General features: G+C 64.2%; 23 protein-coding genes and 1 pseudogene. 9 read left to right on the top strand and 15 right to left on the bottom strand.

Going from position 1 to position 22,648, the window contains the following annotated elements; genetic code table 11:
• Nucleotides 1-74 precede the first annotated feature (74 nt).
• From FJ414_RS03355 to hutI, 5 genes are all read right to left on the bottom strand, one after another.
• Nucleotides 75-662 carry a HutD family protein gene (locus tag FJ414_RS03355; RefSeq protein WP_140641270.1) on the bottom strand — a complete coding sequence of 196 codons (588 nt, stop codon included), beginning with the start codon at nt 660-662 and terminating at the stop codon, nt 75-77.
• 115 nt (nt 663-777) lie between these two features.
• On the bottom strand, nt 778-2,451 hold the full coding sequence (gene hutU, locus FJ414_RS03350) for a urocanate hydratase (protein ID WP_181166972.1): 1,674 nt from the start codon (nt 2,449-2,451) through the stop codon (nt 778-780).
• Nucleotides 2,452-2,476: 25 nt separating this feature from the next.
• Complete coding sequence (gene hutG, locus FJ414_RS03345) at nt 2,477-3,295, bottom strand: N-formylglutamate deformylase (protein WP_140641268.1); 819 nt, start codon at nt 3,293-3,295, stop codon at nt 2,477-2,479.
• Nucleotides 3,295-4,836, bottom strand: coding sequence for a histidine ammonia-lyase (gene hutH, locus FJ414_RS03340; RefSeq protein WP_140641266.1), 1,542 nt, complete (start codon nt 4,834-4,836; stop codon nt 3,295-3,297). Before hutH ends, hutG begins: the two co-directional genes overlap by 1 nt.
• On the bottom strand, nt 4,833-6,062 hold the full coding sequence (gene hutI, locus FJ414_RS03335; RefSeq protein WP_181181509.1) for an imidazolonepropionase: 1,230 nt from the start codon (nt 6,060-6,062) through the stop codon (nt 4,833-4,835). Before hutI ends, hutH begins: the two co-directional genes overlap by 4 nt.
• A 97-nt stretch (nt 6,063-6,159) precedes the next feature.
• Between hutI and FJ414_RS03330 the strand changes: the two genes are divergently transcribed.
• Nucleotides 6,160-7,515, top strand: a complete 1,356-nt coding sequence (locus tag FJ414_RS03330) for a formimidoylglutamate deiminase (RefSeq protein ID WP_140641262.1) — start codon at nt 6,160-6,162, stop codon at nt 7,513-7,515.
• A gap of 14 nt (nt 7,516-7,529) precedes the next feature.
• Nucleotides 7,530-8,276, top strand: a complete 747-nt coding sequence (gene hutC, locus FJ414_RS03325; RefSeq protein ID WP_140641260.1) for a histidine utilization repressor — start codon at nt 7,530-7,532, stop codon at nt 8,274-8,276.
• A 267-nt stretch (nt 8,277-8,543) separates the two neighbouring features.
• Here the strand turns inward: hutC and FJ414_RS03320 are convergent, their stop codons facing one another.
• Nucleotides 8,544-8,888: a RidA family protein gene (locus FJ414_RS03320; RefSeq protein ID WP_112098006.1), complete on the bottom strand. Its 345-nt coding sequence runs from the start codon at nt 8,886-8,888 to the stop codon at nt 8,544-8,546.
• A 286-nt stretch (nt 8,889-9,174) separates the two neighbouring features.
• Between FJ414_RS03320 and FJ414_RS03315 the strand changes: the two genes are divergently transcribed.
• A complete protein-coding gene (locus FJ414_RS03315) occupies nt 9,175-9,513 on the top strand; it encodes a TIGR01244 family sulfur transferase (RefSeq protein ID WP_140641258.1) in 339 nt (112 codons plus the stop codon).
• A 44-nt stretch (nt 9,514-9,557) separates the two neighbouring features.
• Here FJ414_RS03315 and FJ414_RS03310 read toward each other — a convergent pair whose 3' ends face one another.
• Nucleotides 9,558-10,025, bottom strand: a complete 468-nt coding sequence (locus FJ414_RS03310) for an Lrp/AsnC family transcriptional regulator (RefSeq protein WP_140641256.1) — start codon at nt 10,023-10,025, stop codon at nt 9,558-9,560.
• A 138-nt stretch (nt 10,026-10,163) separates the two neighbouring features.
• Between FJ414_RS03310 and hppD the strand changes: the two genes are divergently transcribed.
• The gene (gene hppD, locus FJ414_RS03305; protein ID WP_140641254.1) at nt 10,164-11,279 is read left to right on the top strand and encodes a 4-hydroxyphenylpyruvate dioxygenase; all 1,116 of its coding nucleotides are present in this window, start codon (nt 10,164-10,166) and stop codon (nt 11,277-11,279) included.
• A 29-nt stretch (nt 11,280-11,308) separates the two neighbouring features.
• On the opposite strand, the pseudogene FJ414_RS03300 reads toward hppD, so the two are convergent.
• From FJ414_RS03300 to hmgA, 4 genes and pseudogenes are all read right to left on the bottom strand, one after another.
• Nucleotides 11,309-11,404, bottom strand: a pseudogene (locus FJ414_RS03300) (BrnA antitoxin family protein); the annotation flags it as partial.
• A 108-nt stretch (nt 11,405-11,512) separates the two neighbouring features.
• On the bottom strand, nt 11,513-12,526 hold the full coding sequence (locus tag FJ414_RS03295; RefSeq protein WP_140641252.1) for a fumarylacetoacetate hydrolase family protein: 1,014 nt from the start codon (nt 12,524-12,526) through the stop codon (nt 11,513-11,515).
• Complete coding sequence (locus FJ414_RS03290; RefSeq protein ID WP_140641250.1) at nt 12,523-13,422, bottom strand: MBL fold metallo-hydrolase; 900 nt, start codon at nt 13,420-13,422, stop codon at nt 12,523-12,525. Before FJ414_RS03290 ends, FJ414_RS03295 begins: the two co-directional genes overlap by 4 nt.
• Complete coding sequence (hmgA, locus tag FJ414_RS03285) at nt 13,419-14,732, bottom strand: homogentisate 1,2-dioxygenase (RefSeq protein ID WP_140641248.1); 1,314 nt, start codon at nt 14,730-14,732, stop codon at nt 13,419-13,421. The genes FJ414_RS03290 and hmgA overlap by 4 nt, the downstream gene beginning before the upstream one ends.
• Before the next feature lie 83 nt (nt 14,733-14,815).
• On the opposite strand from hmgA, the gene FJ414_RS03280 reads away from it, so the two are divergent.
• Complete coding sequence (locus FJ414_RS03280) at nt 14,816-15,289, top strand: MarR family transcriptional regulator (protein ID WP_140641246.1); 474 nt, start codon at nt 14,816-14,818, stop codon at nt 15,287-15,289.
• Between the two features lie 200 nt (nt 15,290-15,489).
• Here FJ414_RS03280 and tdh read toward each other — a convergent pair whose 3' ends face one another.
• Genes tdh through FJ414_RS03260 form a run of 3 tightly spaced genes read right to left on the bottom strand, consistent with a single transcriptional unit; the run spans nt 15,490 to nt 18,229 of the window.
• A complete protein-coding gene (gene tdh, locus FJ414_RS03270; RefSeq protein ID WP_140641244.1) occupies nt 15,490-16,524 on the bottom strand; it encodes an L-threonine 3-dehydrogenase in 1,035 nt (344 codons plus the stop codon).
• A 45-nt stretch (nt 16,525-16,569) separates the two neighbouring features.
• Nucleotides 16,570-17,013 (bottom strand): SRPBCC family protein, encoded by a 444-nt coding sequence (locus FJ414_RS03265; protein WP_140641242.1) that lies wholly within the window; start codon nt 17,011-17,013, stop codon nt 16,570-16,572.
• 28 nt (nt 17,014-17,041) lie between these two features.
• On the bottom strand, nt 17,042-18,229 hold the full coding sequence (locus FJ414_RS03260; protein ID WP_140641240.1) for a glycine C-acetyltransferase: 1,188 nt from the start codon (nt 18,227-18,229) through the stop codon (nt 17,042-17,044).
• A gap of 299 nt (nt 18,230-18,528) precedes the next feature.
• Here FJ414_RS03260 and FJ414_RS03255 point away from each other — a divergent pair, with 299 nt between their 5' ends.
• From FJ414_RS03255 to FJ414_RS31710, 3 genes are all read left to right on the top strand, one after another.
• The gene (locus FJ414_RS03255; RefSeq protein WP_140641238.1) at nt 18,529-20,598 is read left to right on the top strand and encodes an EAL domain-containing protein; all 2,070 of its coding nucleotides are present in this window, start codon (nt 18,529-18,531) and stop codon (nt 20,596-20,598) included.
• A gap of 249 nt (nt 20,599-20,847) precedes the next feature.
• Nucleotides 20,848-21,402 carry a polysaccharide deacetylase family protein gene (locus tag FJ414_RS03250; RefSeq protein WP_246672285.1) on the top strand — a complete coding sequence of 185 codons (555 nt, stop codon included), beginning with the start codon at nt 20,848-20,850 and terminating at the stop codon, nt 21,400-21,402.
• Nucleotides 21,381-21,581 (top strand): hypothetical protein, encoded by a 201-nt coding sequence (locus FJ414_RS31710; RefSeq protein ID WP_246672284.1) that lies wholly within the window; start codon nt 21,381-21,383, stop codon nt 21,579-21,581. The genes FJ414_RS03250 and FJ414_RS31710 overlap by 22 nt, the downstream gene beginning before the upstream one ends.
• On the opposite strand, the gene FJ414_RS03245 is transcribed toward FJ414_RS31710, so the two are convergent.
• Complete coding sequence (locus FJ414_RS03245; RefSeq protein ID WP_140641236.1) at nt 21,572-22,009, bottom strand: MarR family winged helix-turn-helix transcriptional regulator; 438 nt, start codon at nt 22,007-22,009, stop codon at nt 21,572-21,574. The genes FJ414_RS31710 and FJ414_RS03245 overlap by 10 nt on opposite strands.
• A gap of 139 nt (nt 22,010-22,148) precedes the next feature.
• Here FJ414_RS03245 and FJ414_RS03240 point away from each other — a divergent pair, with 139 nt between their 5' ends.
• The gene (locus FJ414_RS03240; protein WP_140641234.1) at nt 22,149-22,556 is read left to right on the top strand and encodes a hypothetical protein; all 408 of its coding nucleotides are present in this window, start codon (nt 22,149-22,151) and stop codon (nt 22,554-22,556) included.
• The last annotated feature ends 92 nt before the right edge of the window (nt 22,557-22,648 follow it).

Here is a 22,648-nt window from a genome sequence, read left to right as displayed (position 1 = left end):
CAGGCTTTTTCGTGATACATGCAAGGGGCCGGGCGATAATTCACCCAAGCCGCGATCATGTTTGGCAACAGCCGTTAATGGTTGGCGGCGAGGCGATGGAGTTCGATCACGAAAAGCCGGCCCTGCCCCTTGGGTTGAAGCCGCAATTCCGGGCTGTCGCGGTCGAGGATCAGCGTGTCGAGCGGTCCCAGGCTCGGCGCATCGCCCGTGAAGAGCGTGAAGCTTCCGCCGACGGCCAGAACCAGCGTCGTGTCGGCGCGCGGCGTGATGCGAATCTCACTGGCAAGCGGCCGACACTCGACCTTGTGGGCCATGCGACCACGCCGGGTCATGACGTTGAGATCGGTAATCGGACCGCCAATCAGCGCTGCCCCGGTCGGCACATCGCCCGGAAAGGCGAGCGGCACTGAAGCCGTGGTCAGCCGCGCCGGCGGCTGGCCGGCGATGTCGAGGATAACCCCCTCGCCCTCCAGCACCGACAATGTGCGGTCAATGCCGGCGAAGCTGGAGAACGGCCCGCTGGTCTCGACGCGGGCCATGGAGATGCGCCAGTCGAAATCCTCGAGCCCGGCGTCGGCCGGGGAAACGGCGATTTCGGTCGTCGTGCCGCCGCGATTCTTCCACGGCATGACGCGGTAATCGGCGGCACGAAGGATGCGCATCGGCCTAGCCCCGGACGATTTCAAGTCGATTCGACCTGAAATCATCCGGCTCTGTCTTTTTGGTTGGGAGCATGATGTTGTCCGAAAACCGCTTCACACTTTTCGGCATCATGCTCTAGCCCAGAATGCCCGGCAGGTTGAGCTGGTGCTCCTTGGCGCATTCAATGGCGATGTCGTAGCCGGCATCGGCATGACGCATGACGCCGGTCGCCGGGTCGTTCCACAGCACGCGCTCCAAGCGCTTGGCGGCATCCGCCGTGCCGTCGGCGACAATCACCATGCCGGCGTGCTGCGAGAAGCCCATGCCGACGCCGCCGCCATGATGCAGCGACACCCAGGTGGCGCCGGACGCGGTGTTGAGCAGCGCGTTGAGCAGCGGCCAGTCGGAAACGGCGTCCGAGCCGTCCTTCATCGCTTCGGTCTCGCGGTTCGGCGAGGCGACCGAGCCGGAATCGAGGTGGTCGCGGCCGATGACGACCGGCGCCTTGAGCTCGCCCTTGGCCACCATCTCGTTGAAGGCGAGGCCGAGCCGGTGGCGATCGCCAAGGCCGACCCAGCAGATGCGCGCCGGCAGGCCCTGGAAGGAGATCCGCTCGCGCGCCATGTCCAGCCAGTTGTGCAGATGGGTGTTGCCGGGGGTGAGCTCACGCACCTTGGCGTCGGTCTTGTAGATGTCTTCCGGATCGCCGGAGAGTGCCGCCCAGCGGAACGGACCGATGCCGCGGCAGAACAGTGGGCGGATATAGGCCGGCACGAAGCCCGGGAAAGCGAAGGCGTTCTCGAAACCCTCGTCCTTGGCGACCTGGCGGATGTTGTTGCCGTAGTCGAGCGTCGGCACGCCGGCGTTCCAGAACGCCACCATCGCCTCGACATGCTCGCGCATCGAAGCGCGGGCGGCCTTCTCGACGGCCTTGGGGTCGGAGACGCGCTTCTCGCGCCATTCGGCCATGGTCCAGCCCTTGGGCAGATAGCCGTTGATGGGGTCGTGCGCCGAGGTCTGGTCGGTGACCATATCGGGACGGATGCCGCGCCTGAACATCTCCGGCACGATCTCGGCGGCGTTGCCGAGCAGCCCGACCGACTTCGCCTCGCCGGCCTTGGTCCAGCGGTCGATCATTTCCATCGCCTCGTCGAGCGTCTCGGCCTTCTCGTCGAGATAGCGGGTGCGCAGGCGAAAATCGATCGAGTCGGGGTTGCACTCGATGGCAAGGCAGGAGGCGCCGGCCATGACGGCGGCCAGAGGCTGGGCGCCGCCCATGCCGCCGAGGCCGCCGGTCAGGATCCACTTGCCCTTGAGGTTGCCGTTGTAGTGCTGGCGGCCGGCCTCGACGAAGGTTTCGTAAGTGCCCTGAACGATGCCTTGCGTGCCGATATAGATCCAGGAGCCAGCCGTCATCTGGCCGTACATCATCAGGCCCTTCCTATCGAGCTCGTTGAACTTCTCCCAGGTTGCCCAATGCGGCACGATGTTGGAGTTGGCGATGAGCACGCGCGGCGCATTGGAATGGGTCTTGAAGACGCCGACCGGCTTGCCGGACTGCACCAGCAGCGTCTCGTCCTCGCCCAGCGTCTTCAGCGACGCGACGATGCGGTCAAAGTCGTTCCAGGTGCGCGCCGCCCGGCCGATGCCGCCATAGACGACGAGCTCGTTCGGATTCTCGGCGACCTCCGGGTCGAGGTTGTTCATCAGCATGCGCAGCGGCGCCTCGGTCGTCCAGTAGCGGGCGTTGAGCTTGTCGCCGCGGGGGCTGCGCACTTCGCGGATGTTGTGGCGGGGATCGTTCATCATTGTCCCTTTCGAGTAAGGCGGCGCCTCAGCGCCCGGCCCATTCAATGGCGGTTTCGAGGATGGTTTTCAGCGTGGCGCGGATCGGCGCTGCGTAGGTGGCGTCGTAAGGCACCGGCCAATTTTCCGGCGAACCCCTTTCCGACGGCTCACGCATGTAACCGCGGTTGGAGAGCTCCATCTGCAGCGCGTGCACGCCATTTTCGGGCCGGCCGAAGCTTCTGGTGATCCAGCCGCCCTTGAAGCGGCCGTTGACCACCCAGGTCTCGCCGGTCGCGGCGAGGATGGCGGCAACCTTTTGCTGCAGCACAGGATCGGTGCTCTTGCCGTCATTGGTGCCGAGGTTGAAGACCGGCAGCGTGCCTTCGAACAGCCGCGGCAGCACCGAGCGGATCGAATGGCAGTCGTACAGCACGATCTTGTCGTGCATGCCGCGCAGCCGATCGATCTCGGCCTGCAGGGCGGCGTGATAAGGCTTGAAATAGGCCTCGCGGCGCTGGTCGATCTCGGCCGGCGTCGGCTCCTCGCCCATGCGGTAGAGCGGATCGCCATCGAAGGTATCCGTGGGGCAAAGCGTCGTCGTCGCCTGCCCGGGATAGAGCGAAACGCCCGACGGATCGCGGTTGACGTCGATGACGGTGCGCGAGATCGCGGTGTGCACGACGGTCGCGCCGAGATCGATCGCAAAGTCATAGAGCTTGTCGATCCACCAATCGCAGTCGCGGCGGCCGAGCCACGTCGAGACCAGCCGGTTGTCGAGGCCAGCGAGGTCAATGCCGGTGTGCGGGATGGAGACCAGCAGGGGTGCCGTGCCTTGGGTGACGGTGAGCCAGGGCGAGTCAGCCATCATGCGGCTCCCGCAATCGACGGCAGCGCCACGGCGCTCGCCGCCTTCACGGTGGCGCCGCTGCGGACCATGGCGATCGCCTTTTCCATGTCGGGATGGAAATGCCGGTCATTGTCGAGATGCGGCACCTCGGCCCGGACCAGCTTGCGCACCGCTTCCAGCGCTTCGCTGGACGCAAGCGGCTGATGGAAGTCGCAACCTTGCGCCGCGGCCAGTAGCTCGATGCCGATGACGGCGGTCGCATTCTCGATCATGCCAAGCAGGCGGCGAGCGCCGTGCGCCGCCATCGAGACGTGATCTTCCTGGTTGGCCGAGGTCGGGATCGAATCGACGCTTGCCGGATAGGCCTTCTGCTTGTTTTCCGAGACAAGCGCCGCGGCCGTGACCTGCGGGATCATGAAACCCGAGTTCAGGCCGGGCTTCGGCGTCAGGAAGGCCGGCATGCCGGACAGCGCCGGATCGACCAGCATGGCGATGCGCCGCTCCGACAACGAGCCGATCTCACAGACGGCAAGCGCGATCATGTCGGCGGCGAAAGCCACAGGCTCGGCATGGAAATTGCCGCCCGAAAGCGCGGTGTCGTCCTCGGCGAAGATCAGCGGATTGTCGGTGACGCCATTGGCTTCGGTCTCAAGCGTGTCGGCGGCCTTGCGCAGCACGTCGAGCGCGGCGCCCATCACCTGCGGCTGGCAGCGCAGGCAGTACGGGTCCTGCACGCGCTCGTCGCCGACGCGGTGCGATTCACGGATGGCGCTGCCGGCCATCAGATTGCGCAGGGCATCCGCCGTTTCGATCTGGCCGCGATGCTTTCTCAAAAGATGGATGCGCGGGTCGAAGGGCGCGTCGGAGCCTCGTGCCGCGTCGGTCGACAGCGCGCCGGCGACCAGCGCCGACTGGTAGAGCACCTCGGCCTCGAACAGGCTGGCCAGAGCATAGGCGGTCGAGAACTGGGTGCCGTTGAGCAGCGCAAGGCCCTCCTTGGCGCCTAATGTCACCGGCTCCAGCCCATGCGAGACGAAGGCGACCTTGGCCGGAAAGCGGCCATGTGGGGTAAAGCATTCGCCGACGCCGATCATCACCGCGGTCATATGCGAGAGCGGCGCAAGGTCGCCGGACGCGCCGACCGAGCCTTGCGCCGGCACGACGGGGATGACGTCGTTGGCGAGCATGGCTTCCAGCAATTCGATGGTCTGAGGCCGCACGCCGGAGGCGCCCTGGGCCAGGCTGGCGAGTTTCAGCGCCATCATCAGCCGCACGACGGCGACGGGCATCGGCTCGCCGACGCCGGCGGCATGCGAAAGCACGATGTTGCGCTGGAGGGTTTCGAGATCGTCGGCCGGGATGCGGACGCTCGCGAGCTTGCCGAAGCCGGTGTTGATACCATAGACGGGCTCGCCCTTGGCGACGATGCGGGCGACCGCCTCGGCGCTGGCCTTGATCTTCGGCCGGCAAGCGGCGTCAAGCTTCGGCACGGCGCCGCGATAGATGGCGCGCCAGTCGGCAAGCGTCGCGTTGCCGGGCGTCAGGGTCAGTTCGGTCATTGTCCTCTCCAGATACGGGCACGGAGCGGATTGAAGCCCATGCGGTAGACGAGTTCGGCCGGGCGCTCGATATCCCAGATGGCGAGATCGGCCGATTTGCCGGTCTCCAAAGTGCCGGTCTTGTCGAGAAGCCCCAACGCACGCGCGGCCTCGCGGGTGACGCCGGCAAGGCATTCGTCGACAGTCATGCCGAACAGCGTCGCGGCCATGTTCATGGTGAGCAGCAGCGAGGTGAGCGGCGAGGTGCCGGGATTGGAATCGGTGGCCACAGCCATCTTCACGCCGTGGCGGCGGAACAGGTCGACCGGCGGCTTCTTCGTCTCACGGATGAAGTAGTAGGCGCCAGGCAGGATCGTCGCCACGGTGCCGGCCTTGGCCATCGCCGTGGCGCCCTCCTCGTCCGTATATTCGAGATGGTCGGCCGACAACGCGCCATAGCGGGCGGCAAGGGCCGCGCCATGCAGGTTGGAAAGCTGGTCGGCGTGCAGTTTTACAGGCAGGCCAAGCGCCTTGGCCTTGTCGAAGACGCGTGCCATCTGCTCCGGCGAAAAGGCTATGCCCTCGCAAAAACCGTCGACGGCGTCGGCGAGCTTTTCGGCGGCGACTTCCGGCAGGATGGTGCCGGAGACGAGATCGATGAACGCGTCCTTGTCGCCCTTGGCTTCGGGCGGCAGCGCGTGCGCGGCAAGACAAGTCGTGCGGACCGTGACAGGGCGCTCATTGCCCAGCCGGCGGGCGGCGCGCAGCGACTTCTTCTCGTTCTCGAGGTCGAGGCCGTAGCCCGATTTCACCTCGACGGCGGTGACGCCTTCGGCCATCAGCGCGTCGAGACGCGGCAGCGTCTCAGCGACGAGCTCGTCCTCGCTGGCGGCGCGCAGCGACTTGACCGAGGAGACGATGCCGCCCCCAGCGCGCGCCACTTCTTCATAAGTGGCGCCGGCCAGCCGCATCTCGAACTCGTTGGCGCGGTTTCCGGCATAGACAAGATGCGTGTGGCAGTCGATCAGGCCGGGCGTGATCCAGCGGCCTTCGCAATCGACGGCCTCGGCGCCCTGCCCGGCAGCGGCCGGCATGTCGGCCTCGGGACCGGCATAGACAATAAGCCCATCACGCGCGGCGACCGCGCCTTTCTCGACGATGCCGAGGCCGGCCGCCCCCTCGGCCATGGTCGCCAGGCGCGCATTGCGCCAGACCCGAAGGCCGCTCTTCCCGTTTGCTCCACCCATCATCTTTTCCGTTTGCTTGGACGACCATTATGTATATACATATTGAAAAGCGGCGCAAGTGGTAATGTCGCTCTCGCATCGAGATTCGGAGATAAAGGTGACGTTGATCTTTGCGGAACAGGCGCTGCTGCCCGGCGGTTGGCAGGGCAATGTGAGGATCGCTTTCGATGGCGGCCGCATCTCCACGGTCGAGGCCGGCGCTTCCGCGCAAGCCGGCGACGAGCGTCATGCCATCGTCCTGCCCGGCATGCCTAACCTGCACAGCCACGCCTTCCAGCGCGGCATGGCGGGTCTTGCCGAATTGCGCGGCCCTTCGGCCGACAGTTTCTGGAGCTGGCGCGAGGTGATGTACCGCTTCGCGCTGTCGATGACGCCCGACCAGGTCGAGGCGGTCGCGTCACAGCTTTATGTCGAAATGCTGGAGGCCGGCTTCTCGCGCGTCGGCGAATTTCATTACCTGCATCACGACCGCGACGGACAGCCTTACGCCAATATCGCGGAGATGGCGGAGCGGATCGCCGCCGCGGCTGCCGACACCGGCATCGGGCTGACGCTGCTGCCGGTCTTCTATGCTCATTCAGCCTTCGGCGGCGCCGCACCCAACGAGGGCCAGCGGCGATTCATCAATGATGTCGAGCATTTCGGACGGCTGCTTGAGAAAGCTCGCGAGGGCGTTCGCCCATTGGAGCAGGCTGTCGTCGGTGTCGCGCCGCACAGCCTGCGCGCCGCAACGCCGGACGAGCTCAATGCCGTCGCGGCGATGGCGCCGAACGGGCCGATCCATATCCATATCGCCGAGCAGGTGAAGGAAGTCGAGGACTGCATCGCCTGGTCGGGCAAGCGTCCGGTCGAATTCCTGCTCTCCAATGCCACGGTGGACGAGCGCTGGTGCCTGATCCACGCCACGCATATGACCGAGGCCGAAACGATCGCCATGGCCAAAAGCGGCGCCATCGCCGGGCTCTGCCCTATCACCGAGGCCAATCTCGGTGATGGCACGTTTGCCGCGCCGCTGTTCATCGAGCATGGCGGCCGCTTCGGCGTCGGCTCCGATTCCAATGTGCTGATCGGTCTGCCGGACGAGTTGAGGCAGCTCGAATATTCGCAGCGCCTCGTCCACCGTGCCCGCAATGTGCTGGCCCGCGCCGGCGGATCCACGGGACGCGCGCTGTTCGACGCTTCGCTCGACGGCGGCAGCCAGGCGCTTGGCGCCGGCCCGTCGCGAATTGCCGCCGGCGGCCCTTCCGATCTCGTTTCGCTTGACCAAAACCATCCATCGCTGGCCGGCAAGGCGGGCGACGCGATCCTCGACGCCTGGATCTTTGCCAATGGCAGCAATGTCGATTGCGTCTGGGTGCAGGGCAAAAAGCAGGTCAGCGGCGGCAAGCATGCGAGGCGCGAGGCGGTTGCCAAGCGGTTCCGCGATGTCATGACCGCGCTCTCGCAGAGCTGAACAGGAAACATCCAATGAGCCTTGTCGAAACGGATGATGTCGAGGGCGGCGAGATCCTCTCGCTGCATCAGCGCATCCTGTCCGACATCCGCGAAAAGATCCTCTCGGGCGCCTGGGCGCCGGGCCATCGCATCCCCTTCGAGCATGAGCTGACGGCTCACTATAATTGCTCGCGCATGACGGTGAACAAGGCGCTGTCTCAACTCGCCAAGGCCGGGCTGATCGAGCGCCGCCGCCGCTCCGGCAGCTTCGTGCGCCAGCCGCAATCGCAGGCAGCGGTGCTGGAACTGCACGACATCCGGATCGAGGTCGAGGCGCTCGGCCTGCCCTATCGCTATGAGCGGCTGGAACGCCTCAAGCGGCGCAGCAGCGCCGAGGACCGCGCGCTGCTCGGGCTTTCCGCTCCGGGTCCGGTGCTGGCGCTGGAGGGCCTGCATTTCGCCGGCGAACGGCCGTTCGCGCTCGAGCAGCGGCTGATCAATCTCTCAGCCGTGGCCGAGGCCAGCGAGGAGGAATTTCTCGAGATCGCGCCCGGCCCCTGGCTGATCGGCCGCGTGCCGTGGAGCGAGGCCGAGCACCGAATCCGCGCCATGGCCGCCGACGAGACAATCGCCGACGCGCTCGACATCGATCCGGGCGCGCCCTGCCTGGTGGTCGAACGCCGCACCTGGAGCGCCGAGCACCCGGTGACGCATGTGCGCTTTGTCTATCCGGCGGAGAGCCATACGCTGGTGGCGCGGTTCACGCCGTCGCAGGGGTGAGTGATCCCCGCCCATCGCTGTCGTCATTCTAGGGCGAAGCAAGGAGCGAAGCGACGCGCGCAGACCCTAGAATCCATGCCGTGACGCTAAGGCTTTGCAACGTTTACAGAATTCTGCACCGTTGCGCCCTACGTCAGAGGTCACCGCATGGATCCTCGGGTCAAGCCCGAGGATGACGATCGCGGTGGCGTGGCGGGACAGCGCCCCCCTCTGCCCTGCCGGGCATCTCCCCACAAGGGGGAGATTGGCAGTTCCGGCACCGCGCCCTTACAGCGCCGCCGTGACAATAATCTCGACCAGATATTCCGGGGTGGCGAGCTTGGCTTCGCCGGTGGCGCGGGCGGGCGTGTGGCCCTGCGGCACCCACTTGTCCCATTCCGCGTTCATCTCGGCGAAGGTCTTCATGTCGTCCAGCCAAATGATCGCCTGCACGATCTTGGTCTTGTCGGTGCCGGCCTTGGCCAGCAATTCGTCGATGGTCTTCAGGATGTCGCGGGTCTGCGATGCGACGTTGCCACCGGGTTCGCCGACCTGGCCGGCCAGATAGACGGTGTTGCCATGAATGACGATCTGGCTCATGCGCGGGCCGACATCGATGCGACGAATGCTCATTGGAGGTTCCTTCGTTTGAGGGTCGCGCCTGTTTAAAGTCGCTTCCAACTCCGGGCAAGGCCGGGTCGCCAAATCCATGCGGCGCGCAAGAAGATTGAGTTGTGCCAATAGCCCGGCATGCCACGCTCTGCTGCGGATCCAGGCGCGTTCCCAACCGGGTCAAAATTGGCCTAGTTGGATTTTCCAGCCGGCTATGTCTATTTGGCAGGGAATTGCGGCGGCATGGATTGCCGCCCCTCACCCGGAGTGGCAAGACTGCGGCCAAAGAGATTGCGAGGATGATACCATGGAATACCGCCAGATCAGCGACGACTATTCGGTCTCCGGCCAGATCCAGCCGCAGGACATTGCCGCCATCAAGGACGCCGGCTTCAAAAGTGTGATCTGCAACCGGCCGGACTACGAGCAGCCCGGCCAGCCTTCCGCCGGGAGCGTCCAGGCGGCGGCCGAGGCAGCCGGGCTTGGCTTCCGCTATATCCCGGTGATCAGCGGCCAGATCACCATGGACAATGTCGAGGACCAGGCCCAGGCGCTCGACGAACTCGAAGGCCCGGTGTTCGCCTATTGCCGTTCAGGGGCGCGCTGCACCAACCTTTACGGGCTGATCCAGCAGCAGAGAGACTAAGGTTTAGCGCGTTGGCACGATGCCAATCCGCGAAATCCGCTTCTCTATATCGGCAGCGCGCCGGTTTCCTTCAGCGTCTCCAGCACGATCGCCGTCTTCACGTGCTGTACGGATTCGTGCGGCAAGAGCACGCCGTTGACGAACTCGGACAATGATTTGAGGTCGCGCGTCACCACCTTCAGGATGTAATCCATCTCGCCGGTCAGCGCGTGCGCCTCCTGCACTTCGGGCAGGCGCGCCACCAGTTCGCCGAAGCGGCGCGCGTTGTCACGGTTGTGGGTGGCTAAAGTCACGGAGATGACGTTGACCAGCGAAAAGCCCAGGCGATCGCGGTCGAGCACGGCGCGGTAGCCCTTGATATAGCCATCGTCCTCCAGCCGCAGGCGGCGGCGCGAGCATTGCGATGGCGAGAGGTTCACCCGCTCTGCCAGATCGTTGTTGGTGAATCGCGCATCATCCTGCAAAAGCGCCAATATCTTGCGGTCAAATTGGTCAAGGCGCGCATCATCCATGGATTTTTCTCCAACCATGCACAATTTGCGCGCATGATGAGCATTTCAAGCGGTTGAATGCAAGCACCGTGCGGACGCTCCGCGCTATTGTCATGAAAGTTGGCCGAGCACGGCCGCAACAGCTTTCGGAGGACTGCCATGGGCCCCTTCCCGCACGACGCCCCACCCGCCAGGATCAGCAAGCAAAACCCCGCCGGCACCGACGGTTTCGAATTCGTCGAGTTCGCGCATTCAGAGCCCGAAAAACTCGCGGAGCTTTTCACCCGCATGGGTTATGTCGCGGTGGCCAAGCATCGCAGCAAGGACATCACCGTCTGGCGCCAGGGCGACATCAATTATGTCGTCAATGCCGAGCCCGGCTCGCATGCGATGAAGTTCGTCGAAAAGCACGGCCCCTGCGCCGCCTCGATGGCCTGGCGCGTGGTCGATGCCAAGCATGCTTTCGACCACGCCGTATCGAAGGGCGCCACGCCCTATGAAGGCGCCGACAAGGCGTTGGACGTGCCGGCCATCGTCGGCATCGGCGGCTCGCTGCTCTATTTCATCGAGGCCTATGGCGAAAAGGGTTCGGCCTATGACGCCGAGTTCGAATGGCTGGCCGAGCGCGACCCGAAGCCCGAAGGCGTCGGCTTCTATTTCCTCGACCACCTCACCCACAATGTCTATCGCGGCAACATGGACAAGTGGTGGGATTTCTACCGCGACCTGTTCGGCTTCAAGCAGATCCATTTCTTCGACATCGACGGCAAGATCACCGGCCTGGTCAGCCGCGCCATCACCTCGCCCTGCGGCAAGATCCGCATTCCGCTGAACGAGTCCAAGGACGAGACCAGCCAGATCGCCGAGTATCTCAAGAAGTACAATGGCGAGGGCATCCAGCACATCGCGGTTGGCACCGACGCCATCTACGAGGCCACCGACAAGCTCGCCGCCAACGGGCTGAAGTTCATGCCCGGCCCACCCGACACCTATTACGAGATGTCGCAGACCCGCGTGAACGGCCATGACGAGCCGATCGAGCGCATGAAGAAGCACGGCATCCTCATCGACGGCGAAGGCGTCGTCGACGGCGGCACGACCAAGATCCTGCTGCAGATCTTCTCCAAGACCGTCATCGGACCGATCTTCTTCGAGTTCATCCAGAGGAAGGGCGACGAAGGCTTTGGCGAAGGCAACTTCCGCGCGCTGTTCGAGTCGATCGAGCAGGACCAGATCAAGCGCGGCGTGATCAAGCTGGACGGCAAGGCGGCGTAGCCAGCCGAAGGACCAAACCGCCGGCTATCCTAAAGGCCGGCGGCCTTCCGCAGAATCTCGTTTATCCGGCTCTGCCAGCCCGGTCCGCCGGCACGGAAGCGGGCGACCACATCGCTGTCGAGGCGCGAACGCGCCTCGATGCGGTAGCTCAGCCGCGTCGCCTGGACGAAGACCACCAGCATGGCCAGCGCCCAGAGCCCGAACAGCACATAGAGCGCTTCGCCAGGCATCGCCTAGCCCTCGTATTTCTCGACCTTCTGCTCGATGGCGCCGAAGATCGAATGTCCGGCCTTGTCCTTCATCTCGATGCGCACCGTGTCTCCGAAACGCAGGAAAGGCGTCTTGGGCTCGCCGCTGTCAATGGTCTCGATCATGCGCAGCTCGGCGATGCAGGAATAGCCGGCGCCTCCCGCCGAAACCGGTTTCCCCGGGCCGCCATCGAGCTTGTTGGAGACGGTGCCCGAGCCGATGATGGTGCCAGCGGCGAGCGGCCGGGTCTTTGCGGCATGCACGATCAGCGCCGGGAAGTCGAAAGTCATATCGATGCCGGCATTGGCGCGGCCGAATGGCTTGCCGTTGAGATCGGCGAGCAGCGGCAGGCTGACCTTGCCGCCGTCCCAGGCGTCGCCCAATTCGTCCGGCGTGACCGCGACCGGCGAGAAGGCCGAAGATGGCTTCGACTGGAAGAAGCCGAAGCCCTTGGCCAGTTCCGGTCCGGTGATGGCGCGCAGCGTGACATCGTTGACCAGCATCACCAGCCGGATCGCCTCTCTTGCCGCGTCCAGCCCGACGCCCATCGGCACGTCGTCGACGATGACGGCGATCTCCGCCTCCATATCGATGCCGAAGGCTTCCTCGGCCATACGGATCGGGTCGCGCGGCGCGATAAAGGAGTCGGAGCCACCCTGGTAGATCAGCGGATCGGTCCAGAAGCTTGCCGGCATCTCGGCGCCGCGCGCTTTGCGCACCAGCTCGACATGGTTCACATAGGCCGAGCCGTCCGCCCATTGATAGGCGCGCGGCAGCGGCGAATGGGCGTCATGCTCGTGGAAGCGCGCCGAAGGCACCGCATTGGTCTCGAGCGATTCCGCCATCGCCGCCAGATGCGGGGCGATGCGGCGCCAATCGTCGAGCGCGGCCTGCAGCGTCGGCACCAGAAACGAAGCGTCGGTGAACCGGGTCAGATCGCGCGAGACGACGACCAGTTTTCCATCGCGCGTCCCGTTCTTCAATGTGGCAAGCTTCATGCGGTTTCCTCTCCTGACGCGGCCTTCTGACCGCTTAACCCCACAACAAGGCCGTCTCGGGCAATCGTCAAGTCACCGGCCCACGATTTCCTAGCAGCGGCGACCCAGTCCGCCTCGCCGATCGCGGGATCGTCGGCTGGAATGAGGTGGTTGAGCACCAGTCGCTTCACGCCGGCATCGTTGGCGATGTGACCCGCCTCCTCGGCGAGGCTGTGGCTGGCGAAAAGGTGCTCTTTCAGCCGAGCGCCATTGCCGGTCCTAGCGACCAGCCTTTCCACACCTTCCTCCAGCATGGCCTCGTGGACGAGGACATCGGCCCCTTTGGCAAAGTCGGCCAGCGGCGGAAAGAACGCCGTGTCGGCGGAAAACACCACGCTTCTGCCGCCATGTTCGAAACGCAGCGCGAAACAGTCGATCACCGGCGGGTGGTCGACGCGCAGCGCCGTCACCGTCAGGCCACCCTCCGCCAGGATGGTCCCCTCGCCAAATTCCTTGACGGAGACCAGTTCGCGAATATCTGGCCGCCCCTCGTCGACGATGCGGATCTCGATGTCGAACTCCATCGCCCGGCAGAAATGCAGCCAGTGGTCGTGGGTGCCTGACGGCCCGTAGACCGTCACCGGTGTCGCCAAACCCGCCGTCCATGCGGTGTGGATCAGCGGCCCGAGCTCAAGAAGATGGTCGGAATGGAGATGCGTGATGAAGATCAGGTCGAGCGCCTTGAGGCCCATGCCGGCATCGACCAGGCCGCGCGTGACGCCCAGCCCGCAATCGACGACGATATTGCGCCCGCCGATCTCCAGCAGCGACGAACTCGGCCAAGGTCCGCCCGGCCGGACCGCTGGGCCGCCCTTGGAGCCAAGCACGACCAGCCGATCCAGCTTTTCGGTACTCAAGACCAGTCGCCCTCGGGCGTGCCGTTGAAACGCTTCTTCAGGTCGGCCCAGCAGTCGATGTAGTTCTCCTGCAAGGTGCCGAGTTCCGCAGCGTAGCGCGTCAGCATTTGCGGGAATCGCGTCTCGAACATGAAGGCCATGGTGTGTTCGAGCTTGACCGGTTTCAGCTCCGCGCGCGAGGCCTTTTCGAAGCCGGAGGCGTCCGGCCCGTGCGCCAGCATCTGGTTGTGCAGGCTGATGCCGCCGGGGACAAACCCTTCCTCCTTGGCGTCGTACTGGCCGTGGATCAGGCCCATGAACTCGCTCATGATGTTGCGGTGGTACCAGGGCGGCCGGAACGTGTTTTCCGCCACCAGCCAGCGCGGCGGGAAGATGACGAAATCGACATTGGCCGTGCCCTCTTCTCCGCTCGGCGCCGTCAGAACGGTGAAGATCGACGGGTCGGGATGGTCGAACAGGATGGCGCCGACCGGCGAAAACGTCGCCAGATCATATTTGTAGGGCGCATAGTTGCCGTGCCAGGCGACGACGTCGAGCGGCGAATGGCCGAGCTCGGTGACATGGAAAGAGCCGCACCATTTGACGATCAGCCGGCAGGGCGTCTCCTTCTCCTCGAACCAGGCGCAGGGCGTCTTGAAGTCGCGCGGATTGGCCAGGCAATTGGCGCCGATCGGGCCGCGGTCGGGCATGGTGAACTTGGCGCCGTAATTCTCGCAGACATAGCCGCGCGCTTCCTTATCGGCGAGCTCGACCTTGAAGACGAGGCCACGCGGCAGCACGGCGATCTCGCCGGGCCGAAGCTCGATCACGCCCATTTCGGTGACGAAGCGCAGCGCGCCGACCTGCGGCACGACCAGCAACTCGCCGTCGGCGTTGAAGAAATGGTCATCCACCATCGAGCGGTTGGCGACATAGACATGCGCGGCCATGCCAGACTGGCCGACCGCATCGCCGGCCGTGGTGAAGGTGCGCATGCCGGAGATGAAGTCCGTCGGTTCGCCGGGCATCGGCGTCGGATTCCATCTATATTGGCCGAGCGCCAGCTCGTGGTCGCCGATATTCGGCCCGGTCTTCCATAAGGGATAGCTCGCCCCCTTGAAGCGGCCGGTGTGTTTCACACTCGGACGGATGCGGTAGAGCCAGGACCGCTCATTGGTGCCGCGCGGCGCGGTGAAGGGCGAGCCGGAAAGCTGCTCGGCATAGAGGCCGTAGGCCGGCCGCTGCGGCGAGTTGCGGCCCTGCGGCAGCGAGCCGGGCAGCGTCTCGGTCTCGAAATCATTGCCGAAACCCGGCATGTAGGAAAAGCCCATCGGTTCCTCCCGGATTGACCAAACTGGTTTCATTTGTAACCATTGAAAATGTAACTATCAATGGCAACGCTGAGACGCGGGACATGATAAACGGAAGCGACGCGGTCAACGACCCTGAAATCCTCGAACTGGAAAGCTTCTTGCCCTACAGGCTCTATCGGCTTGCCGATGCGGTCAGCCGCGAGTTCTCGCGCATCTACAAGGAGCGCCACGGTCTGACGCGGCCGGAATGGCGCACGCTTTCCGGGCTGGGTGAACGCGGAACGATGACGGCGACGGAGCTCGGAGAGCAGTCGGCCATGCACAAGACCAAGGTGTCGCGCGCGGTGGCCGAGTTGGAGCGCCGGCGCTGGCTGGTGCGCACGCCGGACGAGAACGACCGGCGTGTCGAGCACCTAGCGCTGACCAAAGCGGGGCTCGCCGCCTATCGCGAGATGGTGCCGCTGGCGAAGATGTTTGAGCAGGCGTTACTGGGGAGGTTGAGTGCGGAGGAACGGACGGCGATAGCGAAGGGTGTGGCTGCGCTGGAGGCCAGCTTGGCGTCAGACAGGGTATAGATGTTGACGCGAGGCCCCCCTCTCTGTCCTGCCGGACATCTCCCCCTCAAGGGGGGAGATTGGCCGTCACGCTGGCCTTCGCCAATCGCAGACGTTGCAAGATGAGCGCCGCCGCCAAAGCTGCTGATCTCCCCCCTTGAGGGGGAGATGTCCGGCAGGACAGAGAGGGGGGCGAAGGAACTCTACTTCTCCTCAGGCCCCTACCAATCCATCACCACCTTGCCCGAACTGCCGCTGCGCATCGCGTCGAATCCGACCTGGAAATCGTCGATCCCGATCCGATGCGTGATAAGCCCCGAGACATCCAGCGGGCCTTGCACCAGGGCGATCATCTTGTACCAGGTCTCGAACATCTCGCGGCCGTAGATGCCTTTCAGATGCAGCATCTTGAATATCACCTTGTTCCAGTCGATCTCGAAGCCGGTGGGCGCGATGCCGAGGATGGCGATCTTGCCGCCATTGTTCATGGTGTCGATCATGTCGCGGAAGGCGGGGGCGGCGCCCGACATCTCCAACCCGACGTCGAAACCTTCGGTCATGCCGATCGACGGCATGATGTCGCGTAGCTTTTCCTTCGAGGCGTCGACGACGTGCTGGACGCCGAGTTTTCGCGCCAGATCCAACCGCACCGGGTTGATATCGGTGATGACGACCTTGCGCGCGCCGACGCATTGCGCGACCAGCGCGCCCATGATGCCGATCGGCCCGGCGCCGGTGACCAGCACGTCCTCGCCGACGAGATCGAAGGACAATGCGGTGTGTACCGCATTGCCGAGCGGATCGAAGATCGCCGCGATCTCGTCCGGCACGTCGTCGGGGATCGGCACGACATTGTGCTGCGGGATGGCCAGATACTCGCCGAAGGCGCCGGGGCGGTTGACGCCGACGCCCAGCGTGTTGCGGCAGAGATGCCCCCTGCCCGCGCGGCAGTTGCGGCAATGGCCGCAGACGATATGGCCTTCGCCCGAGACGTGCTGGCCGACCTTATATTCGGTGACCGCGGCGCCGTAGTCGGCAACGGTGCCGACGAATTCGTGGCCCGTCACCATCGGCACCGGCACCGTCTTCTGCGCCCACTGGTCCCAATTGTAGATATGGACGTCGGTGCCGCAGATCGCGGTCTTCTTGACCTTGATCAGCACATCGTTGGGGCCGATCTCCGGCACCGGCACCTCTTCCATCCAGATGCCCGGCTCGGCCTTGGCTTTCACCAGCGCCTTCATCATGTTGGACATCAGACGCTCCTCAAAAATCTTGCCTGTCTCGATGGATCGGTTTCATCAGTGCGCCGCCTCCAGAATGTTCTTCAGCCGGAGCAAGTCTCGATCGGTCGAACGCCGAACGGCCAGGGCGATAAACGGTGCCACGAGACGGGAAAAGCCTGTCGGGATGCCGCGGTTCCGGAGCGCCATATGGGTAGCGCCTTCTCGGGTATCGCGCCATGCATAACTCGTTTCCATGGGAAACGGTCCTTCGGCAGTTCGCATCACCAGCCGCTCGCCCTGCACGAGATCTACAATTTCGTAGGTGTAAACAAGCCGCCGTCCGAGGAACTGCGCCACGAATGCAATTCTCGATCCTACCTGCGCGGGTCGGGGCGTCTTCCATTCGACCGATTTGATATTGACGTACCAGCGGGGCACGTTGTCCGGATCGGCGGAAAAGGCGGCGACGACCGCGCGTGGCCTGGCGATCTCGATCCTGCTCGTGACATCGATCGTCATGGCCGACTTCTGTTTTCCTCGGCGTGGGTCAAGCGATTACACCCAGTTCTTTTCCCACATCGCCGAAGGCCGCGACCGCCCTGTCGATATCGGCGCTGGAATGGGCGGCCGACATCTGCGTGCGGATGCGGGCCTGGCCCTTCGGCACCACCGGGAAGGAGAAGCCGATGACGTAGATGCCGCGCTTCAGCATGCGCGCGGCCATCTCCTGCGCCAGTGCGGCGTCGCCCAGCATCACCGGGATGATCGGATGATCGGCGCCGGCCAGCGTGAAGCCGAGCTTGCCCATCTTGGAGCGGAACCGGTCCGCGTTGGCATATAGGCGCTGGCGCAGCGCGTCGCCATGACGGATCAGGTCGAACACCCTGATCGAGGCGCCGGCGATCGCCGGCATCAGCGTGTTGGAGAAGAGATAGGGCCGCGAGCGCTGGCGCAGCCAGTCGACCACCTCGCTCTTGCCCGACGTGTAGCCGCCGGAGGCGCCGCCCAGCGCTTTTCCGAGCGTTCCGGTGATGATGTCCACCCTACCCTCGACGCCGCAATGCTCGGCCGAGCCGCGGCCGTTCTTGCCGACGAAGCCGACCGCATGGCTGTCGTCGACCATGACCATGGCGTCGTATTTCTCGGCGAGGTCGCAGACGCCGTGCAAATTCGCGATGATGCCGTCCATCGAGAACACGCCGTCGGTGGCGATCAGCCGGAAGCGGCAGTCCTTCGCCTCCTTCAGCCGCGCTTCAAGATCGGCCATGTCGTTGTTGGCGTAGCGGAAGCGCTTGGCCTTGGAGAGCCGGACACCGTCGATGATCGAGGCGTGGTTCAGCGCGTCCGAAATGATGGCGTCCTCCTCGCCGAGCAGCGTCTCGAACAGGCCGCCATTGGCGTCGAAACAGGAGGAGTAGAGGATGGTGTCGTCCATGCCGAGGAAAGACGAGATCGTCGCCTCGAGCTGCTTGTGTTCCTCCTGCGTTCCGCAGATGAAGCGCACCGAGGCCATGCCATAGCCATAGCGGTCGAGCGCGTGCTTTGCCGCTTCGCGCAAATCCGGGCTATCGGCGAGGCCGAGATAGTTGTTGGCGCAGAAGTTCAGCACCTTTTCGCCGCCGACCTCGATCTCGGCGGACTGCATCGAGGAAATCACCCGCTCGGACTTGTAGAGCCCGGCCGATTTGAGGCCCTGGAGCTCGCTGTCGATGTGGGAAAGGAATGCTTTGCTCATGGTCCTGCCCTGTTCGGTTCGAGGCCGGACTGTCGCGCCATGGCTGCAAAAAATCCATCGCAAAAGCGACCGCTTCGGTGGCGCCGCGAAAGCCCGCTCGCAATTCTTTGCGAAGGCGCGGCCGCGATACGATCAAAAATGGGGTGAGCGGGAAAGGACATGATAACCATCTTGCGAGCTTTGCCGCGCCGCCGCTCATGCCGCCAGCGTCCCTTGCCGACCTGTTAACCCTTTCAAGGCAAGCGTTTTCCCGCCACGAATCCAGGCAGAAATCCGTCGACCGGAGGGGTCACCCAGTTATGTCGCAGCAGCCAGTGCATAGCGTTTCGCGCAAGCTGATCCTGCTCATCAAGACCGGCTACTGGCTGGCGCTGGCGATCATCGCCGCCATGGTGGTGGCCTCCTTCATTCTTCTGCAGCAATTGATGGCGCAGCAGCAGCACAATCATGCGCTGCTCGACATCGTCTCGACGCAGAAGGCGCTGTCGCAGCGCATCGTCTTCCTGGCCAGCGCCACCGGCGCCGCCTCGCGCGACAAGCAGCCGGCACTGGTCACCGCGCTCAAGCAGGCGACGGGCGAGTTCGAGACCAACTACGACCGGCTGCTCAAGGAGACCGGCGCCGACCCGCTCTCGCCGGCGCGCAACGACCCGAAGTCGATCGAATACGTGCTGTTCAGCAAGCCTTTCCACCTCGATTACTTCTCGATCGGCCTCGTCGCCAATGGCGACAGGCTGGTCTCGTCCTTCGCCTCGCAGCTTGGCATGCAGAACGACGGCTATAAAGGCAGCGGCGAACGCGTCGGCCTCGACGCCTCCGTCGCCAATGCGACGATGTCCGGCTATGCCGCGCTCGGCCAGCGCATCAGCGCCTTCGCCGACGAAAAATCCAGCAACATCCTCGACCTGCATCGCACGCTGTTCTTCGCCACGCTCGGCGTCATCGTGCTGGTGGCGCTGTTCATCTTCCGGCCGATGTCCAACGCCATCCTGCGCAAGACGCGCGAGCTGGTCGATGCCCGCAACTCGATGGCCTTCATCGCCGTGCATGACGGCCTGACAGGGCTGCACAACCGCACCTTCCTCACCGACCATTTCGAAACGCTGATCAAGGGAGCGCACCGCCGCCGCGAGCGCCTTGCGGTGATCCAGCTCGATCTCGATCGCTTCAAGCAGATCAACGACACGCTTGGCCATGCCGCCGGCGACTATGTGCTGGTGGTGACGGCGCAGCGCATGCGCGATTCCTGCCGGGCGTCCGATCTGTGCGCCAGGCTTGGCGGCGACGAGTTCGTCATGATCCTCAACGGCGCCGGCACCACCGAGGACATCCATGCGCTGGCCAAACGCATCCTCGATGAGATCAACGAGCCGATCACGTTCCAGGGCACGACCATCATGCCCGGAGCCAGCGCCGGCATAGCGGTTTATCCGGTCGACGCCGACAACGCGCAGGACCTGCTCGTCCATGCCGATCTCGCGCTCTATTCCGCCAAAAAACTCGGCGGCGGCAATTTCTCCTTCTTCTCCGAAGAACTGCGCCGCGAGCTCGACTATCGCAAGCAGCTCGAACAGGACATCCGTACGGCGATCGCCAACAGGAGCTTCGAGGTCTATTTCCAGCCGCAGGTGTCGCTGACCAGCGGCAAGATCAGCGGCATCGAGGCGTTGGTGCGCTGGAAGCACGAGACGCGCGGCATGATATCGCCCGGCGAGTTCATTCCGGTCGCCGAGAAATGCGGCTTCATGCCGGATATCGGCCGCATCGTCATCGGCAAGGCGATCGAGGAAGCCGCCGAATGGGACCGCGCCGGCATCGATTTCGGGCGCATCGCCGTCAATGTCTCGGGCACGGAGCTGCGCGAGTCCGATTTCGACACCTTCCTGTTCGGCACGCTGGAGCGTGCCGGGCTGCGGCCGCAGAAGCTGGCGCTGGAAATTGTCGAATCCGTCATCCTCGACGACGAGAAGACCGGCATCGCCGCCAAGCTCCGCCACATCCGCGCCGCCGGCGTGCATCTCGAGCTCGACGATTTCGGCACCGGCTACGCCTCGCTCAGCCACGTCAATCCGAACGAAATCGACCGGCTGAAGATCGACCGCCGCTTCGTCCAGAACATCAACGAGAACGGCGACAATTCCAAGATCGTGCGCGCCATCACCGAGCTTGCCCGCGGGCTCGGCATCTCGATCGTCGCCGAGGGTGCGGAGACTGAAGCCGAGCTCGACTCGCTGATGGCGATCGGCTGCGATCAGGTGCAGGGCTATTCGATCGCCTTCCCGATGCCGCAGGACAAGGCGCGCGAATGGCTTTTGGCGCGCAGCCCGAAAAAGGCGAAGCTGAAAGTGCTGCAAGGCAGCTTGGCTTGAGATGCGCCGATATTCAGGTGAGGCCGGGCAGCAAATGGCGGCTTCCTGCGCTTCCGGCCTTCGCCGGCCGAAGCATTCCTGAGTGACGTGGCAGTTAAATTAGGGCTACGGCCGGCCTAGGCCGGTTCTCGGAAACCACCATTTTCGATTCGGCCTGACCTGAATCTCAACGCATCTCGGCATCCAGCCATGCTCGATAAGACCCACGCTGCCATAGCGTCTTGCCATGATCGCAAGCAGTTCTTGCGGATGCCGCTTCGTTTTATCCTGTCGCTTCTGCTGCTTGTCGCGTCGCCGGCTTTGGCCGCCGACTGCACCGTGTATCTCACCTTCGACGACGGGCCGCTGAACGGCACCAGCAACATCCTCGACGTGCTGCAGGCCGAGCAGGTGCCGGCGACGCTGTTCATGGTCGGCATGCATGCCGAGGCGAACGCCACCAACCGGGCACTGCTGCAGCGGGCGAAATCGATGCCGCTGGTGACGATCGGCAACCACAGCTACAGCCATGCCTACAATCACTACCGGCATTTCTACGGCGACACCGAAGGCGTGGTCGCCGACATGCTCAGGGCGAACGCCGTGCTGGGCTTGAAGCCGGCCGTGCATGCGCGGCTGCCAGGACGCGACGTGTTCCGGCTGCCCAATTACTCGAAGGACGACAATTCGCTCGGGCTGGCGGAGGCGGGGCGCGAGGATCCGGACTACAAGTTCGTCGCGGCGTCGGGCTTCTGGCTCTATGGCTGGGACACGAATGGGTACATGAGGACAGCGGCAAGCCGGTGCAGAGCGTCGACCACTTGATCAGCGAGATCGATCATCTGTTCGGCTACGGTCATTTCGCCAAGCCGAACAAGCTGATCCTGCTCATGCATGACGAGATGTTCCAGGACACCTTCGACGGCAAGGCGAAGCTGACCGCGTTGATCGCGGCGCTCAAGCTGCGCCACTACGCCTTCGGCGCGATAGCGGGTTACGACTGAGGCGGCTCAGCGTTGCGCCTAAGTGCGGCAAGCACCTCCGTGAATTCGGCGAGCTTGTCATCGGGGATACCAGCCCGCAGACGCTTGTCGAAGGCGACCGCCGCGAGGCGCAACTTTTCGAACAGCGCTTCGCCGGCTTCCGTCAACGCCACCTGGTGGACCCTGCGGTTTTCCGGATCGCGGCGGCGTGTCAGCAACCCTTGCGCCTCCATGCCGTTGAGGTGATGGGTAAGCGTCGCGCCCTGGATGCCGATCATTCCGGCAAGCTCGCGCTGGTTCGCCAGTTCCTTCGACTTGACCGAGAGCAGGGTCACCCAGACCGGCAGCGTGCCGCCAGCCTCGACCATCGCGGCATCGAAAGCCTGCGCCACCACTTTCGAGGTGCGGGCGAGATTCATGCCGACGGGCGGACGGTCAAACGGTGTCATGACCTGACAGTAGAGCAAAGCGATTGGAACATGAAACCTGGCTTCATGATTGACATCTAACCGTTAGATATCTAACTTTGTCTTATTGATGGCGTCGACATGCTGCGACGCGCGGCGGGCGGCAGAGAGGAATGCGGTCATGCAATATGTCTATATCGTCACCATCGGCCTGCACGTCATGGCCGGCGTATTCTGGGCCGGCACGACCATCGCTGTCGCCCGCGATCCGGAGATCAAAGCGGAGCGTTTCATCCGGCCGCAGCTCGGCGCCTCCGGCATAGTTTTCCTGACCGGCATACTGCTTTGGTATTTCTTCCACGAGGGCGCGTTCGGCTCGATGGAGAAGGTGCTGGCGCTCGGCATTTTGACGGCGCTGATCGCCGCCGGCGTGCAGGGCGCGCTTGTTGCCTCCGCCAGCAGGCAGCTGGCCGGCGCCGATCAAGCCACGCAGACCCAGTTGCGGGCGAAAATGACCAGAGGCGAACGCATCGCCGGCGGGCTGCTGGTCGTCACCGTGTTTTGCATGGCGACTGCCAAGCTATTTTGAAATCGCACGGCCGGCGAAACCGACCGGGCGCGGCGCGCAACGGACCGAAGCGGCAGGTGGCTCTTCTTGCAATGGTCCGTTGCGCGCCTGTT

The organism is Mesorhizobium sp. B3-1-6, assembly GCF_006439555.1.
Taxonomy (GTDB): Bacteria; Pseudomonadota; Alphaproteobacteria; order Rhizobiales; family Rhizobiaceae; genus Mesorhizobium.
Note: the sequence above shows the minus strand (reverse complement) of the source record. Positions and strands in the feature narration are given on the sequence as shown.

What these genes read in the sequence shown, in the direction of transcription:
- FJ414_RS03355 (WP_140641270.1), bottom strand. Translation starts at nt 662, where the DNA reads ATGCGCATCCTTCGTGCCGCCGATTACCGCGTCATGCCGTGGAAGAAT.
- hutU (WP_181166972.1), bottom strand. Translation starts at nt 2,451, where the DNA reads ATGATGAACGATCCCCGCCACAACATCCGCGAAGTGCGCAGCCCCCGC.
- hutG (WP_140641268.1), bottom strand. Translation starts at nt 3,295, where the DNA reads ATGGCTGACTCGCCCTGGCTCACCGTCACCCAAGGCACGGCACCCCTG.
- hutH (WP_140641266.1), bottom strand. Translation starts at nt 4,836, where the DNA reads ATGACCGAACTGACCCTGACGCCCGGCAACGCGACGCTTGCCGACTGG.
- hutI (WP_181181509.1), bottom strand. Translation starts at nt 6,062, where the DNA reads ATGGGTGGAGCAAACGGGAAGAGCGGCCTTCGGGTCTGGCGCAATGCG.
- hutC (WP_140641260.1), top strand. Translation starts at nt 7,530, where the DNA reads ATGAGCCTTGTCGAAACGGATGATGTCGAGGGCGGCGAGATCCTCTCG.
- FJ414_RS03320 (WP_112098006.1), bottom strand. Translation starts at nt 8,888, where the DNA reads ATGAGCATTCGTCGCATCGATGTCGGCCCGCGCATGAGCCAGATCGTC.
- FJ414_RS03315 (WP_140641258.1), top strand. Translation starts at nt 9,175, where the DNA reads ATGGAATACCGCCAGATCAGCGACGACTATTCGGTCTCCGGCCAGATC.
- FJ414_RS03310 (WP_140641256.1), bottom strand. Translation starts at nt 10,025, where the DNA reads ATGGATGATGCGCGCCTTGACCAATTTGACCGCAAGATATTGGCGCTT.
- hppD (WP_140641254.1), top strand. Translation starts at nt 10,164, where the DNA reads ATGGGCCCCTTCCCGCACGACGCCCCACCCGCCAGGATCAGCAAGCAA.
- FJ414_RS03295 (WP_140641252.1), bottom strand. Translation starts at nt 12,526, where the DNA reads ATGAAGCTTGCCACATTGAAGAACGGGACGCGCGATGGAAAACTGGTC.
- hmgA (WP_140641248.1), bottom strand. Translation starts at nt 14,732, where the DNA reads ATGGGCTTTTCCTACATGCCGGGTTTCGGCAATGATTTCGAGACCGAG.
- FJ414_RS03280 (WP_140641246.1), top strand. Translation starts at nt 14,816, where the DNA reads ATGATAAACGGAAGCGACGCGGTCAACGACCCTGAAATCCTCGAACTG.
- tdh (WP_140641244.1), bottom strand. Translation starts at nt 16,524, where the DNA reads ATGTCCAACATGATGAAGGCGCTGGTGAAAGCCAAGGCCGAGCCGGGC.
- FJ414_RS03265 (WP_140641242.1), bottom strand. Translation starts at nt 17,013, where the DNA reads ATGACGATCGATGTCACGAGCAGGATCGAGATCGCCAGGCCACGCGCG.
- FJ414_RS03260 (WP_140641240.1), bottom strand. Translation starts at nt 18,229, where the DNA reads ATGAGCAAAGCATTCCTTTCCCACATCGACAGCGAGCTCCAGGGCCTC.
- FJ414_RS03255 (WP_140641238.1), top strand. Translation starts at nt 18,529, where the DNA reads ATGTCGCAGCAGCCAGTGCATAGCGTTTCGCGCAAGCTGATCCTGCTC.
- FJ414_RS03250 (WP_246672285.1), top strand. Translation starts at nt 20,848, where the DNA reads ATGCCGCTTCGTTTTATCCTGTCGCTTCTGCTGCTTGTCGCGTCGCCG.
- FJ414_RS03245 (WP_140641236.1), bottom strand. Translation starts at nt 22,009, where the DNA reads ATGACACCGTTTGACCGTCCGCCCGTCGGCATGAATCTCGCCCGCACC.
- FJ414_RS03240 (WP_140641234.1), top strand. Translation starts at nt 22,149, where the DNA reads ATGCAATATGTCTATATCGTCACCATCGGCCTGCACGTCATGGCCGGC.